The 26,280-nt window shown below is 44.5% G+C and carries 21 protein-coding genes; 13 read left to right on the forward strand and 8 right to left on the reverse strand.

Translation table 11 applies throughout. The features are described from left to right. From QXE01_02560 to QXE01_02580, 5 genes are all read left to right on the forward strand, one after another. The coding region (locus QXE01_02560; protein ID MEM4970116.1) for a hypothetical protein at positions 1-718 on the forward strand (718 nt) is incomplete at its 5' end. A 17-nt stretch (positions 719-735) separates the two neighbouring features. Then, a complete protein-coding gene (locus QXE01_02565; GenBank protein MEM4970117.1) occupies positions 736-1,170 on the forward strand; it encodes a hypothetical protein in 435 nt (144 codons plus the stop codon). Positions 1,171-1,465: 295 nt separating this feature from the next. Continuing rightward, positions 1,466-2,467, forward strand: a complete 1,002-nt coding sequence (locus QXE01_02570; protein ID MEM4970118.1) for an alcohol dehydrogenase catalytic domain-containing protein — start codon at positions 1,466-1,468, stop codon at positions 2,465-2,467. 252 nt (positions 2,468-2,719) lie between these two features. Next, positions 2,720-5,458, forward strand: coding sequence for an alanine--tRNA ligase (gene alaS / locus QXE01_02575; GenBank protein MEM4970119.1), 2,739 nt, complete (start codon positions 2,720-2,722; stop codon positions 5,456-5,458). Then, positions 5,430-6,161: a DUF434 domain-containing protein gene (locus QXE01_02580; protein MEM4970120.1), complete on the forward strand. Its 732-nt coding sequence runs from the start codon at positions 5,430-5,432 to the stop codon at positions 6,159-6,161. The genes alaS and QXE01_02580 overlap by 29 nt, the downstream gene beginning before the upstream one ends. Before the next feature lie 28 nt (positions 6,162-6,189). Here QXE01_02580 and QXE01_02585 read toward each other — a convergent pair whose 3' ends face one another. Continuing rightward, positions 6,190-6,888 carry an HAD-IB family phosphatase gene (locus QXE01_02585; protein MEM4970121.1) on the reverse strand — a complete coding sequence of 233 codons (699 nt, stop codon included), beginning with the start codon at positions 6,886-6,888 and terminating at the stop codon, positions 6,190-6,192. Between the two features lie 41 nt (positions 6,889-6,929). On the opposite strand from QXE01_02585, the gene QXE01_02590 reads away from it, so the two are divergent. Together QXE01_02590 and QXE01_02595 are read left to right on the forward strand one after the other, a co-directional pair. Continuing rightward, positions 6,930-8,003: a DUF711 family protein gene (locus QXE01_02590; protein ID MEM4970122.1), complete on the forward strand. Its 1,074-nt coding sequence runs from the start codon at positions 6,930-6,932 to the stop codon at positions 8,001-8,003. Positions 8,004-8,310: 307 nt separating this feature from the next. Then, positions 8,311-9,078: an SDR family oxidoreductase gene (locus QXE01_02595; protein ID MEM4970123.1), complete on the forward strand. Its 768-nt coding sequence runs from the start codon at positions 8,311-8,313 to the stop codon at positions 9,076-9,078. Between the two features lie 480 nt (positions 9,079-9,558). Here QXE01_02595 and QXE01_02600 read toward each other — a convergent pair whose 3' ends face one another. Continuing rightward, positions 9,559-11,160: a hypothetical protein gene (locus QXE01_02600; GenBank protein MEM4970124.1), complete on the reverse strand. Its 1,602-nt coding sequence runs from the start codon at positions 11,158-11,160 to the stop codon at positions 9,559-9,561. A gap of 169 nt (positions 11,161-11,329) precedes the next feature. On the opposite strand from QXE01_02600, the gene QXE01_02605 reads away from it, so the two are divergent. Continuing rightward, positions 11,330-12,526, forward strand: coding sequence for an amidase (locus QXE01_02605; GenBank protein MEM4970125.1), 1,197 nt, complete (start codon positions 11,330-11,332; stop codon positions 12,524-12,526). 126 nt (positions 12,527-12,652) lie between these two features. On the opposite strand, the gene QXE01_02610 is transcribed toward QXE01_02605, so the two are convergent. After that, complete coding sequence (locus QXE01_02610; GenBank protein MEM4970126.1) at positions 12,653-13,570, reverse strand: GDP-mannose 4,6-dehydratase; 918 nt, start codon at positions 13,568-13,570, stop codon at positions 12,653-12,655. Positions 13,571-13,796: 226 nt separating this feature from the next. On the opposite strand from QXE01_02610, the gene QXE01_02615 reads away from it, so the two are divergent. Beyond that, positions 13,797-15,143 (forward strand): MmgE/PrpD family protein, encoded by a 1,347-nt coding sequence (locus QXE01_02615; GenBank protein MEM4970127.1) that lies wholly within the window; start codon positions 13,797-13,799, stop codon positions 15,141-15,143. Between the two features lie 194 nt (positions 15,144-15,337). Here the strand turns inward: QXE01_02615 and QXE01_02620 are convergent, their stop codons facing one another. From QXE01_02620 to QXE01_02630, 3 genes are all read right to left on the reverse strand, one after another. Further along, complete coding sequence (locus tag QXE01_02620) at positions 15,338-16,627, reverse strand: tRNA (N(6)-L-threonylcarbamoyladenosine(37)-C(2))-methylthiotransferase (GenBank protein MEM4970128.1); 1,290 nt, start codon at positions 16,625-16,627, stop codon at positions 15,338-15,340. A 1,290-nt stretch (positions 16,628-17,917) separates the two neighbouring features. Further along, positions 17,918-18,337 carry a DUF86 domain-containing protein gene (locus tag QXE01_02625; protein ID MEM4970129.1) on the reverse strand — a complete coding sequence of 140 codons (420 nt, stop codon included), beginning with the start codon at positions 18,335-18,337 and terminating at the stop codon, positions 17,918-17,920. Continuing rightward, on the reverse strand, positions 18,327-18,731 hold the full coding sequence (locus QXE01_02630) for a hypothetical protein (protein ID MEM4970130.1): 405 nt from the start codon (positions 18,729-18,731) through the stop codon (positions 18,327-18,329). Before QXE01_02630 ends, QXE01_02625 begins: the two co-directional genes overlap by 11 nt. A gap of 620 nt (positions 18,732-19,351) precedes the next feature. Between QXE01_02630 and QXE01_02635 the strand changes: the two genes are divergently transcribed. The 4 genes from QXE01_02635 (at position 19,352) to QXE01_02650 (ending at position 24,332) form a co-directional block, all read left to right on the forward strand. Further along, positions 19,352-20,827, forward strand: a complete 1,476-nt coding sequence (locus tag QXE01_02635) for a hypothetical protein (protein ID MEM4970131.1) — start codon at positions 19,352-19,354, stop codon at positions 20,825-20,827. Between the two features lie 501 nt (positions 20,828-21,328). Then, a complete protein-coding gene (locus tag QXE01_02640; protein MEM4970132.1) occupies positions 21,329-21,568 on the forward strand; it encodes an antitoxin VapB family protein in 240 nt (79 codons plus the stop codon). Next, on the forward strand, positions 21,565-21,918 hold the full coding sequence (locus QXE01_02645) for a type II toxin-antitoxin system VapC family toxin (protein ID MEM4970133.1): 354 nt from the start codon (positions 21,565-21,567) through the stop codon (positions 21,916-21,918). The genes QXE01_02640 and QXE01_02645 overlap by 4 nt, the downstream gene beginning before the upstream one ends. Positions 21,919-22,778: 860 nt before the next feature. Next, on the forward strand, positions 22,779-24,332 hold the full coding sequence (locus tag QXE01_02650; protein MEM4970134.1) for a hypothetical protein: 1,554 nt from the start codon (positions 22,779-22,781) through the stop codon (positions 24,330-24,332). 48 nt (positions 24,333-24,380) lie between these two features. On the opposite strand, the gene QXE01_02655 is transcribed toward QXE01_02650, so the two are convergent. Both QXE01_02655 and argC read right to left on the reverse strand, forming a co-directional pair. Then, the gene (locus QXE01_02655; GenBank protein MEM4970135.1) at positions 24,381-25,208 is read right to left on the reverse strand and encodes a [LysW]-aminoadipate/[LysW]-glutamate kinase; all 828 of its coding nucleotides are present in this window, start codon (positions 25,206-25,208) and stop codon (positions 24,381-24,383) included. Then, entirely contained in the window at positions 25,181-26,230 is a 1,050-nt protein-coding gene (gene argC, locus QXE01_02660; GenBank protein ID MEM4970136.1) for an N-acetyl-gamma-glutamyl-phosphate reductase, read from the reverse strand. The genes QXE01_02655 and argC overlap by 28 nt, the downstream gene beginning before the upstream one ends. Between the last annotated feature and the right edge of the window lie 50 nt (positions 26,231-26,280).

A 26,280-nucleotide genomic window follows, 5' to 3' on the forward strand; every position in this document is an offset into this window, starting at 1 on the left:
ACCCCTTCTCATAGCTTTGACAATAGCTATTGCGAGGGTTAGGAATATATATAGGGGGGCTATCTACATATCTATCGCATCTATAGCCCTACTAGCTTTAACAGCCCTTACCGGGAGGGCTATTCTCTTTGCGCTTGGGGGATATATTGAGCAGCCGTATGCATCACTAATATATTCCATTAACAATTTACTTGCAACGCTTACAATAGGATCTGTGGGGGTCTTAGTTGGGATCCTATCTAGGGGTTGGAGGGAGAGGTATGGGGGTGAGAAGAGGTTTGCAATGATCATTCATAGGGGCGCATCTGCATGGGGGCTTATAGCATCTTTCCTCGGCGCATATATGCTTGGATATACCAAGACAACGCAGAACCCCATACCAGGATCCCTCTTCTCGCTTTCAATCACCTCCCACATAGATTTGATCCTAAAGATCCATGTGCTCTCAGGAGCAATAGCGATAGCCCTAACACTTACAGCTTTCGCTATTAGAAGAAGCAGAGATGTCTGGGCATATATGGCATTAGCAGCATCAATAGCCCAGCCCCTCCTAGGCCTGCTACTCCTCTACAGAGCCTCCCACTATGCCTGGGCCCCAGGGATTTTCCTCCCATTACATCTCATATCAGCACAGCTTATTGTAATAGGTAATGGTGTGTCCTATATGTTACACCTGCTTCGCCCTAGAAGTGAGGGGCTTATAAGTGCTCGCGTGTAAGATGGCTTGGTAGTAGCATGAGGTGGCTAGTCCCACCCCTTATATCCTCTATAGTAGCTATAATAGTGCTATTCATATCATGGGAGTTCATGGGTATAGCTGTGCTAGGGGATATTCTAAAAGACCAGAGATCCCTTGTAGCCCTCTTCGCCTCTATATTCATCCCAATAGCCTCGTATAGCTATCTAACCCATCACCAGCTTGAGGAGAGATATAGAAAAGCATCGGAGGAGATTAGAAGGTTAAGAAATCTTGTTGATGCTTATCAGGTTGTTCTTAATAGTATAAATAAAGATCTTGGTGAGCTTAAAAGAGAACTCGAGAGCCGCCATATGCCAGCTCTAAGCAGAAGTATTGCAAACCTCGAGAGAAGGGTTGCAGCATCTGAGAAGCTTATATCAACATTGATAGAGCTTATATCATCCCAGGGCGAGAAAACACAGAAAGGCTAGTGATAGCTTTATAGAGGCTTTAACATTTCTTTTCAATTAACATGGCTATAAACGAGATCCAAATAGATCCCTGTAAAACTAGGAATCACTAATCCATATCTAAGCTTCTCTCAAATGTGATTAGATCAGTAGCTAGATAAATACTCTATTAATAATCACTATGATTATAGCTGCTAACCTCTAATCTAGAGGTGTTGAGAGCCCTAGGAGGCTTCCTGCTATATTGAATAGAGATACGATGAATAGCTATAAATGATATTAAGGCTCATCCATAAAGGTATATTTGGTGATTTAGTTGAGAGCCCTCATGTTTGATAGAAATGGGCTTGAGAATCTAAAGCTAGTAGATGTTGAACCCCCCAAGCCTGGGCCACACGATGTTCTTATAAGGGTTAGGGCTGCGAGTGTTAATCCCGTGGACTACTTTACCGTTGTTGGTATAAGGAATGTTAAGCCTATCCCCCATATACCTGGTGTGGAGTTTGCTGGTGTAGTAGAGGCTGTGGGAGATCATATATCTGATCTAAAGCCTGGGGATAGGGTTGCAATATATAGCAGGGTATTCGATGGCTCATGTGATATGTGCCTCTCGGGTCAGGAGATGCTATGTAGATCAGGGGGGTTAATAGGGATAATAACAAATGGGGGTTATGCCGAATATGCTGTTGTACCTGCCAAGAATGTGTTTAAGATCAGCGATAGGGTTGATTGGGAGCTCGCTGCAAGTCTATCTGTTGGAGCCTTGACAGCGTATCACGCCCTTAGACTAGCCGGTGTCTCGCCTGGCGAGTTGGTAGTCGTTGTTGGGGCCTCTGGCAACACAGGGATCTTTGCTGTTCAGCTTGCAAAGATGATGGGGGCTAAGGTGGTTGCTATCGCTAGGAAGCAATGGCTGAGAGACCTAGGTGCTGATGAGGTGGTGGATATGGGTAGAGCTAGAGAGGTTGTGGAGAAAATCTCTGGGGGCTCTATGGCGGATGTTATTATAGATCCCCTAGGATCTGAGACGATGTCTAAGAGCATAGGGCTTCTAGGTGTTAACGGGAGGATAGTGACCTTTGGAGCCCTTACAGGGGATGAGCTAAAGATCTCTGTTAGAGAGCTCTACTCAAAGCAGATCAGGATAATAGGCTCGACGGGAGGGACGAGAAGGGAGATGCTGGATGTGGTTAGAATGGCTAACGAGGGGAAGCTTAGAATCAAGATCTGGAGGAGATATAGCTTAGAACAAGGTGTAGAAGCACTATCAAACCTATTCTCAAAAGAAAGAGACGGGAAGATAATGATAATACCATAGAAAGGGTCTCTACATAGCTATCTCTCCTGAAAAGCTCCTAAGATCTTTTAACTGTACTGGAAAATGGTTTCTCAGGTAAATTTCTTCAAAGATATTCAGGATCTTTGAAAATGTCTATGCTATAAGCCACCCATAGTTGAATCACAGCCCTTTTAAGCTAGAGGAGGTCAGATATCTCATCATGTGGGGATCAGCTATAGGATTCCTCTAACTATATATACCCGCTGTATTGTTAATATCTAGGCTAGGGAAATGGTGAAGCTGGGGGATCCCTCTGAGTATAGGCTTAGATATTTTCTAGATAATGGCTTTAGAAGAGCTATATGTAGATCATGTGGGACGCCATTTTGGAGCAGGGGTTCCCACGAGATATGTAATGACATACCCTGCTCTGAGTATAGGTTCTTCGATATACCTATTAAGATGAGGAACCTCAGCTATGAGGATGTTCTAAGGACTTTTCTAAGCTTCTTCGAGAAGGAGGGGCATGCTGTTATAGAGCCTGCGCCTGTTGTTGCTAGGTGGAGAGAGGATCTATATCTAACCATAGCATCTATTGTGGTCTTCCAACCCCACGTGACATCCGGTAGAGTCCCGCCCCCAGCTAATCCACTTGTAATCGCCCAGCCATGTATAAGGTTAGAGGATATAGATAACGTTGGTAAGACCTTTGGAAGGCATATGACTAACTTCACGATGGGGGGTCACCATGCCTTCAACTATAGAGATAAATATCTATATTGGAAGGATGAGACTGTCGAGTATGCTAGGAGGTTCTTCGTAGATCTAATGGGGGTGCCGGATGAAGAGCTCACATTTAAGGAGAGCTGGTGGGAGGGTGGCGGAAATGCTGGGCCCAGTGTCGAGGTTACTATAGGGGGCTTGGAAGTGGCTACCCTGGTTTTCATGCAGTACGAGGTCAGAGACGACGGCTCCCTTGTGGAGCTTCCTCTAAAGATAGTGGACACGGGATATGGTATTGAGAGGATCGCCTGGCTATCCCAGAAGGCACCCACAGCTTTTCACGCTGTCTATGGCTCAGATCTTGTTTCAAGGTTCCACAACCTTCTAGGGGTTCCCGAGCCCCCAAGGGATCTTCTGGAGCTCGCATCTAGAAAGGCTGGGAAGATAGATCCAGAGGATCCCAGTTCAATGAATAGGTTCTTCGAGGAGGTTGCAAGGGAATCCGGGTATAGGGTATCTGATGTCTCTACCATGCTTTGGGGGGCTATTAATGTCTACTCTATAATAGATCATACAAAGACCATAGCCCTCATGCTCGGCGATGGGATTGTTCCCTCTAACAGTGGTGAGGGATATCTAGCAAGGCTTGTGATTAGAAGAACACTGAGGAATCTGAGGAGGCTTGGGAGCGATGTTACTCTAGAGAAGCTCGTAGATCTTCAGGTTGGGAGGTGGGGAGCCATATATCCTAGGCTATCTAGATCCAGATCATATATATTAGAGGCCTCTAGGCTTGAGGAGGAGAGGTATAGAGAGACAATTAAAAGGGCTCCATCAATTGTTAGCAGGTATTTAAAAGGGGGTATAACGCTAGAGGATCTTGTTGAGATCTATGATAGCCATGGCATCCCGCCTGAGATTGTTGAGGATGAGCTGAGGAGAAGAAATATAGAGGTTAGCATCCCCCATAACTTCTACTCAGTAGTAGCATCGAGGCATTCGAGAGCACCGATTAAGGTTGCTGAGAAGATAGATAGGGAGATCGTTGAGTGGGCTTCCCAGTTTAAGCCCACGAAGAGGCTATTCCATGAAGATCCCTACCTCAGGAGCTTTAGATCTAGGGTTATAGGGGTTAGAGGAGATCTCTTGGTATTGGAATCAACATGCTTCTACCCAACAGGTGGTGGGCAGAGAAACGATACAGGTAGAATATCTATAGATGGTTTCGAGGCTAGGGTTATAGATGTGTTTAAAGTAGGGGATGTGATTATTCATAGACTTGATAAGCCCGTTCCAAGCGATCTCGCGGGCTCCGAGGCATATGGATATATAGACTGGGAGAGGAGGTATAGGATAATGAGGCATCATACAGCAACACATGTTCTCCTAGGAGCCCTCAGAAGAATCTATGGAGAGCATATCTGGCAAGCTGGAGCCGAGAAGAGTGAGGAGAAGGGTAGGCTTGATGTAACACACCACACGGCAATATCTCGGGCAGATATTGCTAAGATCGAGGAGCTTGTGAACAGGGTTATAGATGAGAGGAGGCCTGTGAGGGTTAGATATATGGAGAGATATGATGCCGAGAAGAGCTATGGATACTCGATATACCAGGGAGGTGTTCCACAGGAGAGGGTTTTAAGGATCGTAGAGGTCGAGGATTGGGATGCTGAGGCATGCTTTGGAACCCATCTACTGAATACGGGTGAGATAGGTGGCTTCAAGATCATCAATGTTGATAGGATAGCAGATGGTGTAGTGAGATTCGAATATGTAGCTGGCACAAGAGCCTCGGAGCATGCCTCACTCTATGAAGGGATGTTAGAGGAGATCGCTGATATCGTTGGTGGGAGAGTCGATAGGGATCTAGTTAAAAGGGTTAGATCTCTAGCCTCTAGCCTCGAGAGGGCTGAAAATATTCTTTCAAAGTATAGGGCTAGCTGGGTCTCAAGCAAAGTCTCCGAGGCTCTTGAGAAGGCTGAGGATATAGATGGGGTGAGGCTATATATCATAGTGGATCCCCCTGAGATTGAAGGTGCTAGGGACGTCCTTAAGATCCTCGGTGAGAGGGGGGGATTTGTAGCAGCTCTAACAGCTAGATCTCAGGGCGAGAATCTACTAGAGATCTCCGTCTCGAGAAACCTCTCACAGAGGATCCCTGCAAATATGCTCATCAAAAACATAGCCCAGGAGCTAGGGGGGAGGGGAGGGGGTAGCGAGACACATGCATCTGCTAAGGTGTTAGGAGATATAGATTCTATTGTAAGGGTTCTAAGGGATGTTATTAGGAGGATGTATAGGGGATAGCTCTAGAATTATAGAGGCTGCTAGAGACTATAAATATCTCCTCAACAGGGGCTACCCAGCAAGCTCCTCCCTAGATATGGTGGTCTCTAGATATCAGATGTCTAGAATCGAGAGATCTCTGCTTCTCAGATGTGTCCATAGGGATGAGTATGTAGCTAAGGTGCTTAGATCTATTGTGCCGAGGGAAGCAGTATCGGGGTCAAACCTACTCATAGATCTTCTAAACGTCTCTACAACATTAATAGCATTTCTAGAGGGTGGGTGTCTATATAGATGTGATGATGGGATTATAAGGGATCTAGGGGGCTCTAGATATTGGAGGGGGAAGAGGGAAAGGGCTTTAGAAGCAGTTAATCTAATAAGAGATCATCTGATCGCTGTAAAGCCTATTAAAATCTATCTAGTGCTAGATAGACTCGCACCGATGAGCGGTGAGATATTAAAACATGCAGAGGAGATCTTTAGAAGCTCTGGTTTCAAGGTAGAGGGGATACTAGCTGATAGAGCTGATAGGGAGATTATAGAGCTGAGTAAAACTATAGAGGGCTCGATGGGGGTTGTAGCGACAAGTGATTCCCTTATCCTCGAGAAAGTAGATCGGATATATGATCTAGCAGGTGAGATTATAACATCCATAGATCCTAGCAGGGTCGATAAATCTATATATGCAGAGCTCTCACAAAGCATTGATTATAGAGCCTAGGGTCTTTTCATATAATCTAGTGCTGAAGCTATCCAATAACCCTTCTGAGGATCTTAAGTAGCTCATCTGAATCCCTTGCAATAGCTATTCTATCCAGGGACAGGCCATGCTCTCTAGCTTCTCTGAGGGGCTCTTCATCACCTTGTTCATTATAGAGAATAGGGGTGCCTACCTCTCGAAATGCTGAGAAATCCCAGATTGAGTCTCCTATGTAGATGGTATCCTTCTGATCAATACCCATGATCCTTGAGATCTTCCTAACAACATAGCCCTTCTTAAGAGGCTCAACCACTGGTATGCCTCCTGGTATTAAGGCTTCTTCCTCGTCGAATACCAATATGTTTGAATATACATATCTAATTCCGAGGCGTCTTGCAACTAGCGATGCAAGTATATTTATACCACCACTCACTATGGCGATCTGCGTCTTATTCTTCATCGCCAGATCTGCTATTTCATATGAATGCCTATAGATCTCTACCTTGGAGAAGGCCTCCTCAAGATCCCTTCTATATATAGGCCTACCAGCTCTTCTAAGTAGATGCTCTATATCAGCTTTCATCCACTCTTGATAGCTTATCCTCCCCTCTCTATATAGGTTGAAATACCTCTCAAAGATACCCTCTTGGGAGGATCCGAAGTAGCTATGCATATACCCCCAGGAGCTCTTTATCCTCACCAGTACACCATCTAGATCTAGAAGTAATAGCTTTCTCAACACTATCATTGATTAATTAGGCCACCGAGATATTAAAAGTAGTGGGCCCTATGATCATAAGGAGCGTAACCCTCCATATAGATGGTGTGGATAGCCTATCGAGAGGGGCTAGGGTTCTCGCCAGCCTATCTAAGGCAATAGCTGGGAGGGGGTATAATGTGTGGAGTAGAAGGATCTCCTTACCACCGGTTGAGGATAATAAGGAGCTTCTAGAGATCTGCAGAGCTATAGCAGATCTTAGGAGAGAGCTTGAGGGGCTATATATAGCTGCTTTCAACTTCAGAGCATCTTCAGAGATCTCTATACAAGATCTCATTAAATGTATGAGGGGTATTAACACATCGTTCTCATCTATGCTGGTGAAGGGGGAGGATGATCTTGAGGAGGGTTTTAGAAAGCTCTTAGATTTCTATAGATCCTCCGAGATAGATCTGCATACGAGATTTGCCACAATATATGGCTCGTGGATCCTAACACCATATTTCCCAGCATCAGCTAGCATAGCAAGTGAGACCGTCTTCACGGTAGCCCTGAGATATGCTAGGGATTTCAGGGACTCTCTATCAAGGGGATCTCTGGAATTGTTGGGAGAAGCGATAGAGAACCTAGATAGAGATCTCGAGGAAGTCTCAGGCGATGTTGGGGTAGGGTATAAGGGTATAGATCTCTCCCTCTCCCCGTGGATGGAGGAGAGTGTTGGTGCTGTGATAGAGGATCTATCTGGTGCTGAGATCCCGATGCCCGGCACTATAGCGGCTATTAGAAGGATTAATAGGATTATATCTAGGGATCTAGCTAGAAGGGCTAGATCAACGGGGTTTGGAGAGGTAATGCTCCCAGTTGAGGAGGACAATACTCTGAAGGAGAGGGCTAGACTGGGCAGGATATCCCTGAAGGATCTCATAGGATATGCTGCATTCTGTGTTGCAGGGGTTGATATGGCTGTGATCCCTAGGTCGAAGGTTCTATCTGGTAGAATGATATATAATATAATGGAGGATCTATTGCAGATATATCAATATAAGCAGAGACCAATAGGTATGAGGATCATTATTGCCGATGGCTCCCCAGGGATGGCTATAAATCTTGGAAGATTCGGTGTTGCAAGCATTATAGATATATAGAAATAATAGCTCCAGATCGGATTATCTGTGTTGACGGCTCCCTGCCCTATAGGTGTGAGGGTTCTACATCCACTAGGGCGCCCCTCATGACTTGGGCACCCCTCACAGAGGCGGCATCATCGCCTCACGGCTCAGGGCCCGCCGTCAGCTGCTGGCATGGTGTGGCTCCTAGCCTGCTAGGCTCGCCACACCCATAACTTCTCCCAGCCTACCACTATGGCACTAAGCTTATAAGCTCTCTGCTCTTCTATAATCAACAAACTCCCCGCCTTAAAAGGCGAGGCTTCTAATCTAGAACGGTGATTAAATGGATAGCCAGAGAAGGGATTTCGATGGCAGGTTATGCCTTGTAACAGGTGGGAGTGGTGGGATAGGCGAGGCCCTCGTAGAGATCCTTGTTAAAAGGGGGTGTGCAACCCTCTTCACATATGCAACCAACCAAGAGAGGGCTAGGAGGATTGTGGAGAGGCTTAGGGGCGTAGGCTATGTAGAGGCGTTCAAGGTAGATGTATCTAGCTATGAAGAGGTTCGCAGCCTGGCTGGATATATTGAGGAGAAGCTGGGTCGTCTAGATCATCTAGCGATTCTCCACGGGCTCTCAAGAGGAGATCTTTGGAAGGCCTCCTGGGATTCGCTGGAGCTTGATGACTATATAGAGGTCTTCAAAGTAGATTTCGGAGGATTCTTCAATGTGGTGAAGGCTTTCAAGGATCTCATGATGAGATCGAGATCACCCTCCATAGTAGCAGTCTCATCAACACCAGCCCTAGTAGGCGATACACAAGGGATACCCTATCTAGTTGCTAAAGCAGCGGTCCTGGCCTTAGCAAGATCTCTCTCATATATATTAGCACCCCATATAAGGGTTAACATCGTAGCCCTGGGATCTATAGAGACGAGGTGGCTAGAATGGCTAGGTGGCGAGGAGATATCAGAAATCATAAGATCAATACCCCTTAGAAGGATTGGAAAGCCTGAGGAGGCTGCGAAGGCAATAGCGTTTCTACTAAGTGATGAAGCATCATATATAACAGGTCAAACCCTCATAGTAGATGGCGGCGAAATAATTAGATAGAGGTTCTGGTTTCATCGGGCTTCAAACCCTCTGCCTTGTCACCTCCTACCTTTGGCTGCTGTTTTTGTTTTATGTTGGTTTATGTTTGTTGATAGTATTCTTGGGTGGTGCTTATGATCTTTTCTGCTATAAATAGGTATTGAGGCTGACACTATAAACTCGATGAGCAATGTGAGAGGGAGGAAGCTTCCCAAGGAAGCTCTCCATGTCCCCGAGGGGAGGCTAGCTCTCATAGGCGGCATGGGGAGCCAGATAGAGGGTATGGGGGCAAGCGGGGATACCAAACAACATGAACCGCAATGAAGACCTGACCCCTCATCCTCCGTGCCTTCCTTTGAGAGCCTGTCTCCCTGCAACTGCTTATGGGGGGTTCATAGTGGGCTCTTCAAAACTAATAGATATTAAAGGGAGGCTTCAAAGCTTCACTATTTTCAAGAATGCCATTAACAGATATAAAATATAAAAACAGCAACCAGCGGGCTATCTTCTTACGAGTACTCTCATTGTTGCTGCTGTTGCTGCTACCGCGATTACTACTATGGCTATTGCCAGCTCTATTGGCACTCCCTGTGCTCTCTCAACATGGGTTAGTGTTACCGTTGTTGGCTGGGGCTGTGTGATAATCACAGGCACAGTCTTAGTAGAAGTAATTGTAACAGTCGATACCCTATAGACCGTCTCTGTATAGGTCTCCCTATAGGTCGCTGTATAAGCTTCTGTAACACTCTTAACAGGTCTGACCTCGATTTCCTTACCGAATATATATTTTAGAGGCTTCGAATAAGCCACAGCAACTAGAAGCATGTTCTCAGATATTGTTACTGTAAAAGAGCCATTCCTACTCATAATATATGTTGGAGCCCACCATCTCTCTGTGTAGAAGATAAATAGGACATAAACCATGTCGGGGTATTTTGGCTGCATATCTATTGATAGCTGCCTGCCTAAAGCAGGTATAGGCGGATCTATCTTAACATCCATCTCCTGAAGAAGCGATGTAGCTGGTTGTGAAAGCCTCGGCTCCACTATGATGGTTACATTAGAGGGATATATATAAGGGGGGTTTATATAGTATGATGTGTCTCCCCAAAAGTTATACTTAAGATCAAAGAAAGCCCCATTACCAACACTAAGCACAACTATAGCGTTTTTACCTGGTATTATTTTTGGGAGAGGATTTAGATTGTAGAACGTGTTATAGTTGGCAATAAAGGTAACCCTATCCCTAACTATATTCATAAACCAATGCACGAGTATACCTCGACCATTTATAATAATGCTATTTGTTATAGCAACATCTGTGTCGTAAACATAGAACATAGTTATTGCTAGGGTGATGGCATTATTGATCACTATGTAAGATCTATTTGCTATAAAGGGGGCGCTTATCCCTAGAAGAGCTGTGACATTATCGATAAATAGTCTGCACCTTTCTATATATACGTTAGATGAAAATCCGTATATCAAGTAAGCGTTTCTAATAGTTATCTCTGAGTCTTTGAAGAATATATACTCATTAGGGACTATTTGGATTTTAGAACCCCCTACATAGGTTGTGGTTGTGTTAATTACTGTCTGGTTAAGCCATATTGCGTCTAATTTTGCTCCATCTATGAGTATCTTTGATGATATTGATTTTGATATAACCACACTTGATCCACTTATATTCACAATATTCACAGCACTGTTATCAGATGATATGTTGAGAGTTTTCTCTGTTATGGTGTTCGCTATGTAGATCTCTGATCCGCTTTTAACATCTACGTTGAACGCCTCAGACGCATTGAGCACCACGGGCTCTCTCTGGCTCCCCATTGCTATTAGCTTTCCTGAGACCGCTATGCCCCCACTCTCTATGATAACCACTACTCCTGGCTCTATGGTTAGAGACCCTATCACAGATATGTATCCTCTGATAATGTATGGGCTACCGCTCTTGCTCCACGTGACATTCCCAACAATATCGTGATCAACAATGGTTCCACTACTAACAATTCTAGAGGGTTGCACTGTGAAGAGGCTTAGAGCAAAAATGACAGCCAATAGCAGGGATAGCCTAGAAACCACCATATGAAACGCCAATATATAATCCACCATGGATATTTAAGCAAACATATAATCCATTTCCTACTTTTAGAGGCGTTAGCTATATCCTGAACCTCTCTCCACTCTTAAGGGGCGGGGAGGAGGTTAGTTGTAAATATGTCCTTAGCTAGAAATAGGTCTGGGGATTAAAATAGGTGTAGAGCTTGTGGAGAGATCCCTTGGTGCTAGGCGTGAGAATGAGAGGATTAATGCTGTGGTTACGTGGAATGAGAAGGCTCTAGATGATGCTAGGGATGCTGAGAAAAGGGGGTTAGATGTGTTCCCCATAGGTGTTAAGGATAATATAATGACCAAGGGTATCAGGACTACCCTTGGATCTAGAGTATTTGCTGATTATATCCCGGGGGAGGATGCTGAGTGTGTTAAGAGGCTTAAGAGAGGGGGTGGCGTTGTTATAGGTAAGACCAATACGCATGAGCTGGCATCTGGGATAACAACTACCTCATCTATCTTCGGCCCTACCAGAAATCCGCATGATCTCTCGAGAATTGCTGGTGGGAGTAGCGGGGGTTCTGCTGCGGCTGTCGCAGCCGGTATAGTCCCCGTTGCTCTTGGAAGCGATACAGCGGGATCTGTTAGGATCCCTGCATCGCTATGCGGGGTATATGGCTTTAAGCCCAGCTATGGCTCTATCCCAAGCAAGGGGTTATATCCATTAGCACCAAGCCTAGATCATGTGGGGATTCTAGCATCAAATATTGAGTGGATAAAGAGGGTATATACCATTATAGCTAGGAAGAGGTTTCTAAAGAGAAGACAAAAGCCTGTGGATCCCGATAAAGCTGTTTTAGGCATACCAATAGGGCTTTTCAAGGCATCGGAGGATGTTGAAAAGAGCTTCTACAACTATATATCTAGATATAAATATGTGGAGGTGAAGCTTCCAAGGGCTCTTGAGAAGCTCTACAGAGTATTCCCTGTGATAAGGTATAGCGAGGCAACCAGGACATTCATAGGCATCAAGGATCGCTGGGGAGAGCTATTCCCAGATGTTAGAAGACTGTTGGAAAGGGGGCTTGAATATAGAGCTATAGAATATATAGAGGCTCTAGACGCTAAAGAGGAGATCACAGCCGAGTTTGACAAGGCGATGAGGAGCGTTGACTTCCTAGTAACACCTACAACACCGATCCCAGCACCGAAGATAGAGGAGGTTCTTGGGAGAGAGGATGGTGAGATAAGAACTATAATGACCTATAATGTTATCTATGCATCCCTAGTTGGTGCCCCAGCAATATCCCTACCCCTTCTAAAATCCGAGGGACTCCCAGTAGGGATCCAGATTATTGGGAGAAGGGGTGGGGATCTAGAGCTTTTAGAGCTAGCCTCACGCATTATATAAAGCCTCTATAGGGCTTTCATCTGTTAGAAGTGTTTAATATATTATATGTAGAGAGGCGCTATTGGCTAGCATATATTAAGGTGATATATCTATAGCAAGAGCTATTCTTCGAGTTGAGAGTTGGTGTTAGGATCTTAACCCTATTCCATATATATTTAGGAGTTTTTTGATCCCCTCCTCCAATGTTATTTTGGGTTCGAAGCCTAGGATCTTTCTCGCCTTCTCTATATCTGCACAGCTATGTTTGATATCACCTGGCCTTGGCCTGTCGAAGATCGGTTCTCCCTCTAGGTTAGCTAGCCTCATTATTAGCCTGGCCAGCTCTAGGATCGATATATGTTTTCCTGAGCCTATGTTGAAGACCTGGTTATGGGGCTGCCTAGCTATAGATAGCTCGATTGCTCTCGCAACATCTTCAACATGTATGAAATCCCTCGTCTGGCTCCCATCTCCATAGATTCTTGGTGGTATTCTATTTATAGCGCTCTCTATAAACCTAGATATAACACCTGCGTAGGCTGGATTCTGCCCTGGCCCGTAGACGTTGAATAGCCTTAGGATCAAATATCTAAGTCCATATATCCTCGAGTATAGCTCAACAACCTGCTCCCCCATAGCCTTGCTAGCACCATAGGGTGAGATCGGCTTTATAGGGTGTTCCTCGGGGATCGGTATCTTTATCGGATCCCCATACACTGCTGCAGAGCTTATATATATGAACAGAGCCTCTGAATCAGCCGCAGCCTTAGCAATAGATGCTGTACCAACAACGTTGTTCTCGAAATATATTCTGGGATTTGCAATGGATTCTGCAACATCTACATAGGCTGCACAGTGTATCACAACATCATAGCCCCTCAGATCCTGTACATCTCTAACATCCTTTCTATATATGGGTATCCCAGCATCCTCTAACCTCTTAATAGCAGTCTCGCTAGACCTCTCAAGCGTATCATAGACCACAACATCATAGCCCCTCGAACTTAGATATATAGCAACATTATGCCCTATAAACCCTGCACCCCCGGTCACAAGGATCCTCATACTCCTCAGCTCAGGACACAAATATCCTGGGAACTTAAAAAGACTGCATATCTATGACATTGGGTCTGGATACTATGCTATGAAGAAGTACTAGTACAAGCCCATATTATCTAATTATTGATTTAAGGTAAATCTATCTCTTCTCTCTCACAGCTTTATCTAATATTTGAGGTGAAACTCCCAGTTGTATATATTTTCTTAGGAGATATATTTTGGTGGCTTTGTTTTGAGGGATCTGGCTTGGAGGATTGCTGAGTATGTTTCCTCGATAAGCTATAAAGATCTATCGCCTCAGGCTATTGAGGAGGCTAAGAAGAGGATATTAGACTCGCTAGCAGTATCTCTCGGGGCTCTCGAGGCATTCCCCTATAGGGTTTCTAGGGCATTGGCTCTCAAGGCATCGCCGAGGTCTAGGGGTTCTACTGTTTGGTGGGAGAGGGCTCAGAGTATTCCTGAGCTAGCTGCTTTTGCTAATAGCGTTGGGGTTAGATATCTGGATTTCAACGATACATTCCTATCTAAGGAGGCTATGCATCCAAGCGATATGATCCCTGCTGTTGCTGCTGTTGCAGAGGATATAGGGGCTGGTGGTAAGGAGCTTATTCTAGGCACAATAGTAGCTTATGAGGTTGCAACAAGGCTTGGAGACGCGTTTTCTGTGAGAAGCGTTGGTGTGGATCATGTGGCATATATAGCTATAGGGGCTGCAGCCGGGGTTTCAAAGGTTATGGGGCTCCCAATAGAGAAGATATATCATGCAATAAACCTAGCTGTTAACGAATCTGTCTCCCTTAGACAGACAAGGGCTGGAGAGCTTAGCATGTGGAAGGGCATGACAGCCGGGAACTCAGCGAAGAAAGGGGTTTTCGCAGCCCTCCTAGCATCTATGGGCATAACAGGCCCATCACCAGTATTCGAGGGTGAATATGGATTCTTCAACGTAATCTCGAAACAACCCTTCAACATAGAACTCGGTGAAAAGGGTGGGGAGAATATATTGAGGACATCAATCAAGAACTGGCCAGTGGAGTACCACGCAATGTCGGCTGTAGAGGCATGTCTAAAGATAAGACAATCGATCTCCCCCGACGAGATAGAAGAGATAGAGGTCGAGACGTTTACAGTAAGCTATAGAATAATAGCGAAGGATCCTGAGAAATGGGATCCAAAGACAAGAGAGACAGCAGATCACAGCCTACCATATATAGTTGCAAGAGCACTGCTAGACGGCTATATATGGGTGGATAGCTTCAGTGAGGAGAAGATCCTTGGAGAGGATGTTAGAAGACTTATGAAGAAGATGAAGATCAGAGTCTCAGATGAATTCGACAAACTCTACCCAGAAGCAGTACCAAACAGAGTTAAGGTAAAGCTCAAAGACGGAAGATCTTTAGAGGAGACAGTGATATATCCAAAAGGCCACTATAGAAATCCACTAACAAGAGAAGAGATCTATGAAAAAGCATTAAAACTAGCTAGAGGAACACCCTATGAAGAAAAAATAAAAGAAATAGCAAAGAATATATGGAATATAGAAAATATAAGTGATATAAGAGAATTATTTATTTTCTAACTCAACAAAGAACCAGGAAGTAGGTATTAATATCTTAATATCAAGGTATTTTATGGCTGAAAGCTCCATCTATTAAGGCAGAGCGTTCAGATAAATTATAAGCCTTAGATGTTTCGCATATCAGATCCTGCGTGGTTCATCATATTATCAGTTATTTAGAGTTCTCTTCGTTAGGGAGTTATATCCCCTCATCACTATGAGTTGCCTAGTATAACACCTCTTAGATCAAAGAATGTAGCATCTTCTATCTCAACATCTATCCATATTCCGAGCGGTATTTCCTTCTTAACTACAACCTGTCTATAGCTTGTTGTCCTTGCTATTGTTGTTCCCTCTCTAAGCCCTTTCTCGGTTGTTAGAACCCTCACCCTCTTACCTATATATTCTCTATGTATTTCAAGCCCTATTCTCTCCTGTAGCTTTTGAGCCTCAACAGATCTTCTTTTCTTGATGTGTTCCGGGATCTGGGGCATTGCTGCAGCCTCTGTTAGGGGTCTAACGCTGTATTGGGCTAGATGTACTCTGTCGAATCTGGCTCTCTCCATTAGCATTAGTGTGTTTTTAAAGGCCTCTTCATCCTCTCCTGGGTGGCCTACTATTATGTCTGTTGCTATTGTTATCTCCGGTATCTTCCTCCTTATCTCTGAGATCATCTCCTCAAACTCCTCTACTGTGTAGCCTCTCCTCATTATCCTTAGAACTCTGTTATCACCGCTCTGAACAGGTATGTGGAGGAACTTATATACCTTGGGGTGTTTGATAGCCTCTATCAGCTCATCGAGGATCTTCCAGAGCCACTGGGGGTTCATCATACCAACCCTTATCATGAAGTCCCCCTCGATCTCTGCAACTTCCCTCAAAAGATCTGGTAATAGGAAGTTCTTACCAATATCGAACCCATAGACAGCGGAATCCTGTGACGCAAGCTCGATCTCCTTATAACCCCTAGAAACAAGCTCCCTAACAGCATTAACAATAACCCTTGGAGGATAGCTCCTCACCCTACCCCTAGAGATCTTGGTTATGCAGAAGGAGCACTCGCTCAGACAACCCTCAGAAATGGGTACAGGTGCTATAACCCCCCTACCCCTTGGAAGGGGTATCCTATCAACACCCCTCACCCCTCCAATATACTCAACCCTCTCCCTCGAGAGCACAGCATCTACAATCCTATCAACCGTTTGGGGTGTGATTAGAGAGGCGCTAGGGGCAACCCTCTTCACGGTAGCTGGTAGTGATGACACCATACACCCCGCAACAATGATCTTCTTTGTGCTAGAGTAGAGCCTCTCAATCTCTGAGAGCCTCTTGATCATCTTCTCCTCCGTATCCTTCCTAACAACACATGTATTAACAACAATCACATCAGCCTCCTCAACACTATCTACAAAGCCAAACCCAGCCTCTTCTAGATATCCCCTCATTATCATCGAGTCAGCCTGGTTTAGAGTACATCCATAGGTCTCTATATAGACCCTGATGATCCCACCTTGAAGGCTCTTCAAATATAGATTATAACTTGAAACTTAAAAGCGAGTCTCCACCATAATGCTAGAACCATATTCATTCACACAAACCATACCTTTGAATATCGAGCTGTTAGGGCTTCCCACGATCTCCTCAGGAATCCTGAGACCACTGCTAAACTTATAACTTCTAGATCTTACATGTTTTGTTATGTCTTCGCTATATGTTGTCAAAGCAGAGCATACAAATCCGAGGGGGACGATATATCTTAAAGATTAAATGATATAGTGAGAAAGCATGGATAGCAGGTATATAGCATCAGCCTACCTTATACCCTATATAATAATAGAAAGATTCGTTTAGCACAGAAGGCTATAGCCACGTGTTTCAGCATATATATCGAGAAAAGCTCTCATACTAAAGCATTAACATTTATATCAATTTCGATCGATATTATGGATGAATAGCTATGATTATCTAAAGATGTCTCACAGAAGATAGGAATAGCTCTAAGGATCATAGATACCTAATAATAAATATATAGCACCATCTATTCCTAAAATACTTTACGACTGGAAGCCCTATGTTCCCCAGCCCCTCTGTAACGTAGCCTCTAAGCTTTAGAGCAGGATTAACTATGCTGAGAAGATGTTGTTCAAAGAAGAGAGGGTAGATCTAAAAACGAATATATAGAGGTTTCTATGAGAAATATAAAAGATCGATTGATCTGCAACAGCATAGGAGGTTCTTAACAAAAGCGGTGGGCTGTTTTCTTTTTAATTGTTTTTAGAATTCTTTATATTCATTTTATAGCTTTTAGGGCTATTAGGTAGGCTGATGCATATAAGCCCGGAGGCTATAAGTCTATCGGTGGGCTCGGGGTGCGTGAGGGCGGCTGAACCGCCGTAGCCCGTCCCGAGCCGTGCCGTAATGAACCCGAGGGCGGCCATAAATGGATATAAAATAAAATAAAAACCGCTCTCGGGTGAACGGTTTAAGAAGCGTTTTTCTCACTGTTTAAAGCAGGGAATGGGGAAGGTTGCATCGATCCATAACGAGGATTTAGCTCCCTGGGTATAGGTGCAAGGTTGAACCAGGCGAGAGCCTGGGATGTAGCCCAAACCTCCCGCTCTGGAGGGCAAAAGGCTTTAATTGTAATAAGTACTGTGGTGATCGGAAACATAGATCAAATAGCGTGGATAAGACTAGATACTCAATAATGATAAAATAGAAAACAGATCTGCTATAGAGTTGGATATAAGATAGATCGAATGATCTGTTATAGAATTAAAGGTTCTCGAAATTGGTTAGGGATCTAGTAGTCTGTTTTCTTCTAGTCTTTTATGTAGCTCTTTTATGATTTGAAGAGCTCTAACATAACCCTGGGTCTCTATAGCTCTCTTTACACGTTCTATATCAATTGAGGTGTATTCATGTACTAATATATTTCTGAACCTCACAACTCTTTTTATGAACTCTGCATCCTCAGATCTGATCATATCTCTTCTTTTCAGCTCCTCTATGCATCTAATAGGTGTTTCAGAGGATATGCCGGTGAGTGCGCATGTGTGTAGGAGATAATCTATAACTGCTTGGGCATGTATCTGGAGCGCATGTAGTACCCCATAGAATTCTATAACATCGTTCCATTTGACCCCCTTTTCTCTAATCCTCTCTAGAAGATCTGTGTGTGATGCTATTAATTCTAAAAGTCTTTTATGCAGCATCCCTTATAACCCGCTTAACCAGAGTCTCTGTATACCCTAGCTTTTCACGTGATAACATGAAGTCATAGCATATGTTAATAGCTCTAACAAGCTTATCCCTACCAGCAGGGCTTTGATAGACTATAACACCATGGCGAAGGGCTTCCCAGAGTAGGAAGCAGTTGACATCTCCTGGATCCCGAACTATATAGATATCAGCCTCTAACTCGAGCCTATTCTCAACAAACTCCATAATCCTTAAAGCAACATTATCCTCGTCCTCGACATCGCTTATTATAGCCAAAAGATCTAGATCCCTAGGCATATTACTCCTTAAAACAGATCCATAGATGATCAGTAATTGAACCCCGAGAGCCTCCCAACATATATTTTTAAAGACTTCCATAATATTCAATTACCTCAACACCCCAAAGCTTAGGCTTATATCCAGTTATTTGTCTCCTAAAAGATATTCCTGGAAAGAATGATATAAATAGCTATAACCAATTCCCTGAGGCAGGGTTATAACTCTAACTTCTAAGCTTTCTAGAGTACCTAGTATCAATGATGATACCTATAAATATAAACCTCCTTAAGGGTTTGAGAACAAACCTCGAAGAACCCTATATACCTTGACGATCCTTTGAAAGTATTTTCCACCTGCTAGGTGTGCCGATTAAAAAGATCAAAATCGGTATCTAGGCTATTTCTGGCTAGCAATACATTTAGGTGCTTTTAATCGCCTCTGAGTGCTTGGCTGAAGATGGTGAGAATATATAGGCTTCGGCTGTAAAGTTACTCGGGATCAAAAGGTAATCCACATAATAAATTTGGTATAGAAGCTTGTAAATTATGAGGGAGCTATCTCGGGAATCGTGATCGGCTTATGAACCGCTTATGTTGCTTCAAACCCCATATATTGATAATATTGTAGTAAAGGATAGATACAGATACCGCTGATCTTCTGCAGCCCGCTACTTAGATGCTCTTGTGCATATTTATAAACCCCTATAATATTTTTTTGGTGTTGTCGGAATGGGATTCTCTAAGACTCTCCTATATGCCCTGGGTTTTATTAGCATTGTTGCCGTGCTCCTTATAAACCCGTTCTTTTCAGCCTATATATCCTCTATAGTTTCTGGAGAGTCCTCTGTCTTTATTGTCTTCCCAGATCCTGTTGAGGTTTTCAACAGATCCCTCGATAACTATACATACTATGCCGAGGTCTGGGCAGTTGTTCCTGAGGGCATTGTGGGGGTTGCTAGGGCTTGGGTTGGGCCTGGGATCCCGATGCTAAGAATAACAGCGAAGGATCTAGGTGATGTTATAGCCAGGTGGCTTGAGTTCTATAGAATATATGGGAAGCACTGGAGACCTGCCCTGATAACACAGTTCTCAGCATACGATCCCTATAATAGGTCATCAATACTCGCCTTCGGAGCATCGATAACATATGACCCGGAGATCTTTGTATCCCCAACACCTAGATCGGAGATCCACAAGCTATCGATCAAGAGCTTCCCACTAGTCAAGATCTTCGAGCCGAGGAATAGAAGCTCTTCAGGAGCATCGCTAAGCCCATGCGATATATCTCTACAAGGCCTCCCACCACCATGTTCAAGCCAGTATGACTGCAACTGCTGCATAGCAGACGGAAGCTTCCCATACTTCACTAGACTAGCCCTCGGGGAGAAGATATTCGACTCGAGCGACCCATCAATCCCAGATGCTCTGAGGGATAAGGTGCCCCTAGCAATACTCTACCTAGACCCCAATGCCCAGACACAGTATTTTACTGTAGCATATGAGGCTCAGAACGTTAATAAGTGGATCTTCAGGATGACCATATTCGATAGATCAGCTAACAAGACTATCTGGGGCGATGCTAGTGGCGAGCTAACATCAACAGTAGGCGGGGCTGTTAGTGCTAGCTCAAGCTATAATCTTCGTATTGGCATGATCTACTGGCCTGGATCGTTTAAGCTTTACACCGCTTACGGCTATACATGCTGCTATGAGAGGCTATGCACCGGCCAGGGTGATATAGCTGTTACATGTGATCCAAACGGGTTCTCTGCTTTGCTGATGATAGTAACATATGTTGGCTCAGGCGTTATCGCTAAGCAGTTCACGCCTGATGAGGCTCCTCTGGACATAGCCTACTTCAGATCCAAGCTGAGCTTCACACAATATTACATGCCTGCAGGCTCTTACACAGCGATCCAGAGGGATCCTCACGAGCTTAGGATCAACCCTGTGAACATCGCCATGGCAATAATACTGGCCAAGCTTAACATACCGTGGAAAACCGATGTACTGTTATCGCTCGCAGCAGAGTATATGCCCATAGCTGTTGAGATAGTCGGCTACCAGGGGATGCAGGAGACTCTAAGGCTCTATAACACGGGCGGATACCCTGCTACAGCGTATGTTGCTAGGATCCGGGCGGTATATATGGATCCTACGAAGCCCCTAGAGACATTCACACCAATATTTATAGACGTAAGATAAGTCATTATAAATTTACCAGATAACAATAGTATTATCGGCTCCACGAGATCGGGATCCTCTCGCAGATATAGAATATTGATCGGATTTTCGGAGCCAAAGATGTGGCTCACTTTACAGGCTATATGCCTTGTAACTACATACTCTTGATCCCGATAAAACCTATATGGTTTTATGAAGATATTATGAGATTGTTTGCAACACCTATGGCTAGATCTATAGTGGAGAAATAACGGTATATCCAGCCAGCTATTTATTAGCTGTTGGTGTTGTACCCCACGCTATTTCATAAGCCTATCGATCAGTCTTATTAGCGTCCTCTTTATGTATTTCAAATCTATGAAGCAGTATCTAGATCTAAAGCAATAGCTGGAGAGACACTATAACTCAGCTAGTTATAATGAAATTTTGATCTTCAGCTAAATTAGCTCTGAGATTGGTGAGGCTAAATATTATTAGTTATTAGGATATAGATGCTTTTTAGCATTTTAGTGTTATAATTATATGGTGATGATGTTGGGTAAATATGTAACTATATCTGTTTTGAGGGAGGTTAAGGAGTTGTTGTCTAGAGAGAAGGGTGATAGAGATTGGAGCAGCTTTCTTCTTGAGCTGTATAGAGAAGCTCGACGTGGTAGGGCTAGGGAGGCGTTCAGCGAGCTTAGAAATATTCTGAGCCCAGAGGATCTAGAGAATATTGTTAGAGCCAGTAAGGAGTTTAGGGAGGGTTTTAGACTAGGATGAGCTTAATCGATACCAGTGTTTTAATTGATAACATTAGAAGGGGTGTTTATGAGGAAGGAGCTATATCGATAATCACGTTAATAGAGGTGCTGAGGGGTTTAGCATCGGAGAAAAGGAGAAGGGTTAAAGAACTGTTGGAGAGAAGCTATGATGTTATCTACCTAGATAACAAGGTCATACTAAAATACTGCGAACTATACGACGAACTTAAGCAAAAAGGACTTCTAATGTCAGATGCGGATCTATTAATAGCTGCTACAGCCCTAACAAACAACATGGTTCTCGTAACAAAGGATAGAGACTTCGAGAGACTTAAAAACGTTGGACTAAGATTAGATCTGAGAACATGATAGAAGAAAGCAAATCAGATGCCCCACTCCTAAAGCGGCGATCTACTCTCTTGTTGCTCGCATCATCACTTTCAATCTTTACCCTACTCTTTGAAATGGCAGGTCTATGGTTTATAATTTTACTTCTTATCTAGAGGAATAGGGAGAGGGATTTTTATAAACAAGCTCCCGGCAGGCCTGAGGAGAATATTACCAAACACGATCCATGTTTTTGAGGATCTAGATAAGGAGGATCTTGTTAGCAGGAAGAAGGCCAAGAAGTCTAGGAGGAAGAGGAATCATAGAACTCCTTGGAGGATCATACATAAGAGGATATCAGAGGTAGCATTACAGCTTTCGTGCCGCCAGAGAATACCTCTCGTGAGTGCTCCAGATGCGGGTATGTCGTTGAGACCCAAAAGGGGCATATATTTAAATGTCCTAAGTGCAGCCTGAAAATGGATAGATAGAAGGTTGCATCGATAAACATTAGGAGGAGATACCTAAAAGGTAGGAGAAGAGGTAAGGGGAAAACCAGGATGTGGGGTTTCCCTACAGCGATGAACCAGAGGCTTCTATGAGAGTGGAGCTGTGGGTAGGGGTCACCCCGAGCGGGCGGAGCCCAGTGATATGGATCCCGATGAAAGGGGATCCTGAGGGCGGTGAAACCAAGGGAAGAGGGCTTGATAAACATCAAGCCCAGTGAAACCCAAACCCCATCCTACTGGATATCGCGCGATGCTACGAAGGTGATGGTGTTCTTTGCTAGGGGTAGCCGGTGTAATGCTTATTAACCCCTTCAATATTTTATTCGGAGGGCTGCTATATCCCTTCCATATTATCTGAGGAGGGGTCTCGATAGCCCAAGCGGTTTGGTTGTCTTGCTTCTAGCCTTATTCTCCATTCTTGTAGGCTTCTCAAGCTATATAGGATCCCCTAGGAAATCTTCTGACAGCTATGAATCTGTTGGACTTAGAGTTAGCTACCCTACTACCCAGGCTCTACAGAGCCCAGGCTCCGAGCCTGAGTTCCTCGTGATTATCAAGGATCGCAGTGGTAGGCCTTTGAAGGCTGTCCTCAGCATATATGCCTGGGATCCTGGGGGATCCTTCAGGAACCTCGGCGTCTTCGGAGGGGTAGGAGTTGTAAGGGCTAACTATAGCGCTCTATGGGATTTCGCGAAGATGTGGAGAGACGCTCTAGTATCTAGGAACACTGATCCCAAGCACATATCCCCCGGGATACTGATAGCCGGGGCTATCCATGAGAGAGACGGTGTTTACTACAGCTTTAAAGGAGTCCCGGTTAGGATAGCAGATATTATAGGCAATAGAAGTGCGATTATAGAGATTATTGAGGATCTGAGCGTGAAGAGGCCCCTCGAAAGGCCTAACCAGACAGCCCCAAGCAGGGCTGAAGATACAGATTATAACATAAAGAGATCTAAAAATATGGAGACCCTCACATGGCCTCCTTCTGAGATAACGGAGGCCTGCTATCCTGTAGGCGATGGTGTTGGGTGTTTCGTATGGGAGCTTGAAGAAACATATGCTGCGGGGTCGCAGGGAGTCCCTATAGTGGTCTCCTATGTATATGGATCCCACGTGGATAAACTGGACAGCGTCCTCTTAAGGCTCTACTATCAAACAACTGATACAATCAAGCTTGTCTTCAGCATTGCAGCCTCAGTGGGCAAGGGTAATGTGAGCTTCTCATACGAGATAATAGGCTATTCCCACGAGCTCAGGGGTAATGTCATCTGGCTCGATCAATACAAGTATTTCAACTATGGCTATGATTTCTGGGGCAACTCAATATTAGGAATGGGCTTCCAAGGGGATATGGCTGTCGCAAGGTATAAGCTGTACTATTGGTATTGCTCTATCGGGTGCACAAAATACACCATGGACGATGTGGCTAACATGACCATGATGAGGCCTGTTGTGAGTAATAACCAGATGATCCCCTGGTGGGACATAGATATGAGCCCCAGTGATGGGCAGGGCCTGCTGGAAAAAGTCTTCTGGACTATAAAGGGTAGCTGGAATTGGAGTAAAGACTACATGAGTCAGATGGGCATACTAATAGATCAGTTTAAGGTTATGGATGAGATAGCCACTTTACCGGCGTTCTCAGCATCAGGAGCTGTAGCAGCCATACTATGCTGGCTCTTTGGAGGAGTCGTGTGTACCATAGCGCTTACTACAGCATCCATAGTATCGGCTACTGTAGGTCTTGAACAGCAGCTTACAACATATACTGCCGAATACATCGGTATTAAGCTAAAGAGCAGCTATGTAAATCAGGGCTACTGCATATGGGCCAACTACTTCTACTCGCCCCAGAAACTTCAATATGGTGGGGGCAGCTATTCTATAGGCTCTCTATATGTAGATGCGCTTATATATTATAATACAGGGTGTCCTCAGGGCTGAGGAAGCCATGTCTTTCATGGGTTTCAAAACTATGTTTCAGTGTTGAGATTATTCTGTGATTTCTGTGCATCCACCTGTTCTGGCTTTTTCAAATATGTCTCCTGATGTTCCGTCGCATATGTATGCCTTTCCACCGGTTTCTTGGATGTATTTAGATGCTGCCAATACCTTTCTATTCATTCCAGCCCCTATCTTCTCCAATATCTCCTTATCCTTAGCGCTGATCCTTGGCATGATTTTTCCATCTATTATAACCCCTGGAACATCTGTTACAAATATAGCTTCGTATGCCCTGACACAGCTGGCTATCGAGGCGGCTGCCTCGTCTCCATCGGTGTTTAGGAGCACGCCTTCGCTGGGGTCTAGGACTAGTGGTGATACTACGAGAACCCTATATATTTCTAGGAGTCTCTGGAACCTATCCCGGTGGCACCTCTCTATCCTGCCTGTATAGCCTCCCTCTACAACCCTCTTCCTACCCCTTTCATCCACTATCACAATCTGCTTCTTCCTACTCCCCTCGAATAGGGGTCCATCGCATCCAGCAACTCCCAGTGCTTCTACACCTCTTCTAGCCAGTTCTGAGACTATGTTTCTGTTTATAGCTGACATAACCATTATGAAGACCTCCAGCTCCTCCTTAGATGTATATCTACTCCTTATACCCTGGGGAGATATCACGAATCTAGGCTCTATCCCGAGGGCCTTGCTAATCCTGGTAACCTGATCGCCTCCCCCATGTACTAGTATTACCCTTCTAATCCTAGCCTCTCTAGCTATGCTATCTAGAAGCCCTCCAAGGTTTCTCTCGATAACCCTCCCCCCTATCTTAACAACAGCTATATCCGCTAAGCCGGCCTTGGAGGCGGTATCCATAGCCCCTCCCTCTCATCGAATCCCATGGCTATATTGAATGCCTGTATAGCCTGGCCAGCAGCCCCCTTCCCCAGGTTATCTATTGCAACGAATATCGAGGCCCTACCAGCTTCTCTCTCAACAGCGAATCCTAGATCAGCTAGGTTTGTGCCGACAACATTCTTGGGATCTGGGTATGGGTTTGGAGCACCATATAGTATTCTTATGAATGGGCTTCCCATATACCTCTCTACAAAGATCTTTGCAAGCTCCTCCTCAGATATCTCTATATATAGATGTGTTGATGAGAGCACACCCCTAACAATTGGCACAGCGTGGGGGATAATGCTCACCCTTGGAGATATCTCACCGAGATCCCTTAAAACCCTGATCACCTCAGCCACATGCCTATGCCCCTTAGGGCTATATGGCCTAACACTACCAGCCCTCTCTGGATGATGATCCCATGGGGTTGGCTTGGATCCTGCCTCGCTGCTCCCAGCCTTAATATCTATCGTTATTGGATATGAGATTCTCTTGCTATATGCGAGGGGATAGATAGAGAGTATAGATGCTGTTGCATTACATCCTGGTGACGCTATCAACTGCGAGTTTCTAAGCCTCTCCCTATATATGTGGATCTCTGGCAATCCATATACCGCCTTCTCTAAAAGATCTGGTGCTGGGTGTTCTAGCTCGTAATAGTGTTTAAAGGCATCTAGATCTCTAAGTCTAAAGGCTGGGCTAAGATCTACGATTCTAACTCCCGACTCAACAATCTTTGGAATATATTCGAGCGATACCTCGATGGGTGTGGCGAAGAATGCTGCATCACACATCTTTAAAACCCTATCCATATTTATAGCCTCGAACCTCACTCCCCTGTAGAATCCTCTTAGGTTGGGGTGTGCGAAGTGTATCGGTTTGCCGGCATATTCCCTAGATGTTACATATGTAACCTCAGCCTCTCTATGTGTTGCGAGGTATCTAAGAAGCTCTCCACCCGTATAGCCTGATCCACCGATCACACATATTCTAACCAATATCCACCATTTCTCCAAGACTTTAAGAGCTTATAAGCCGTTATAATTAT

It is taken from the genome of Sulfolobales archaeon (assembly GCA_038897115.1).
Classification (GTDB): domain Archaea; phylum Thermoproteota; class Thermoprotei_A; order Sulfolobales; family AG1; genus AG1.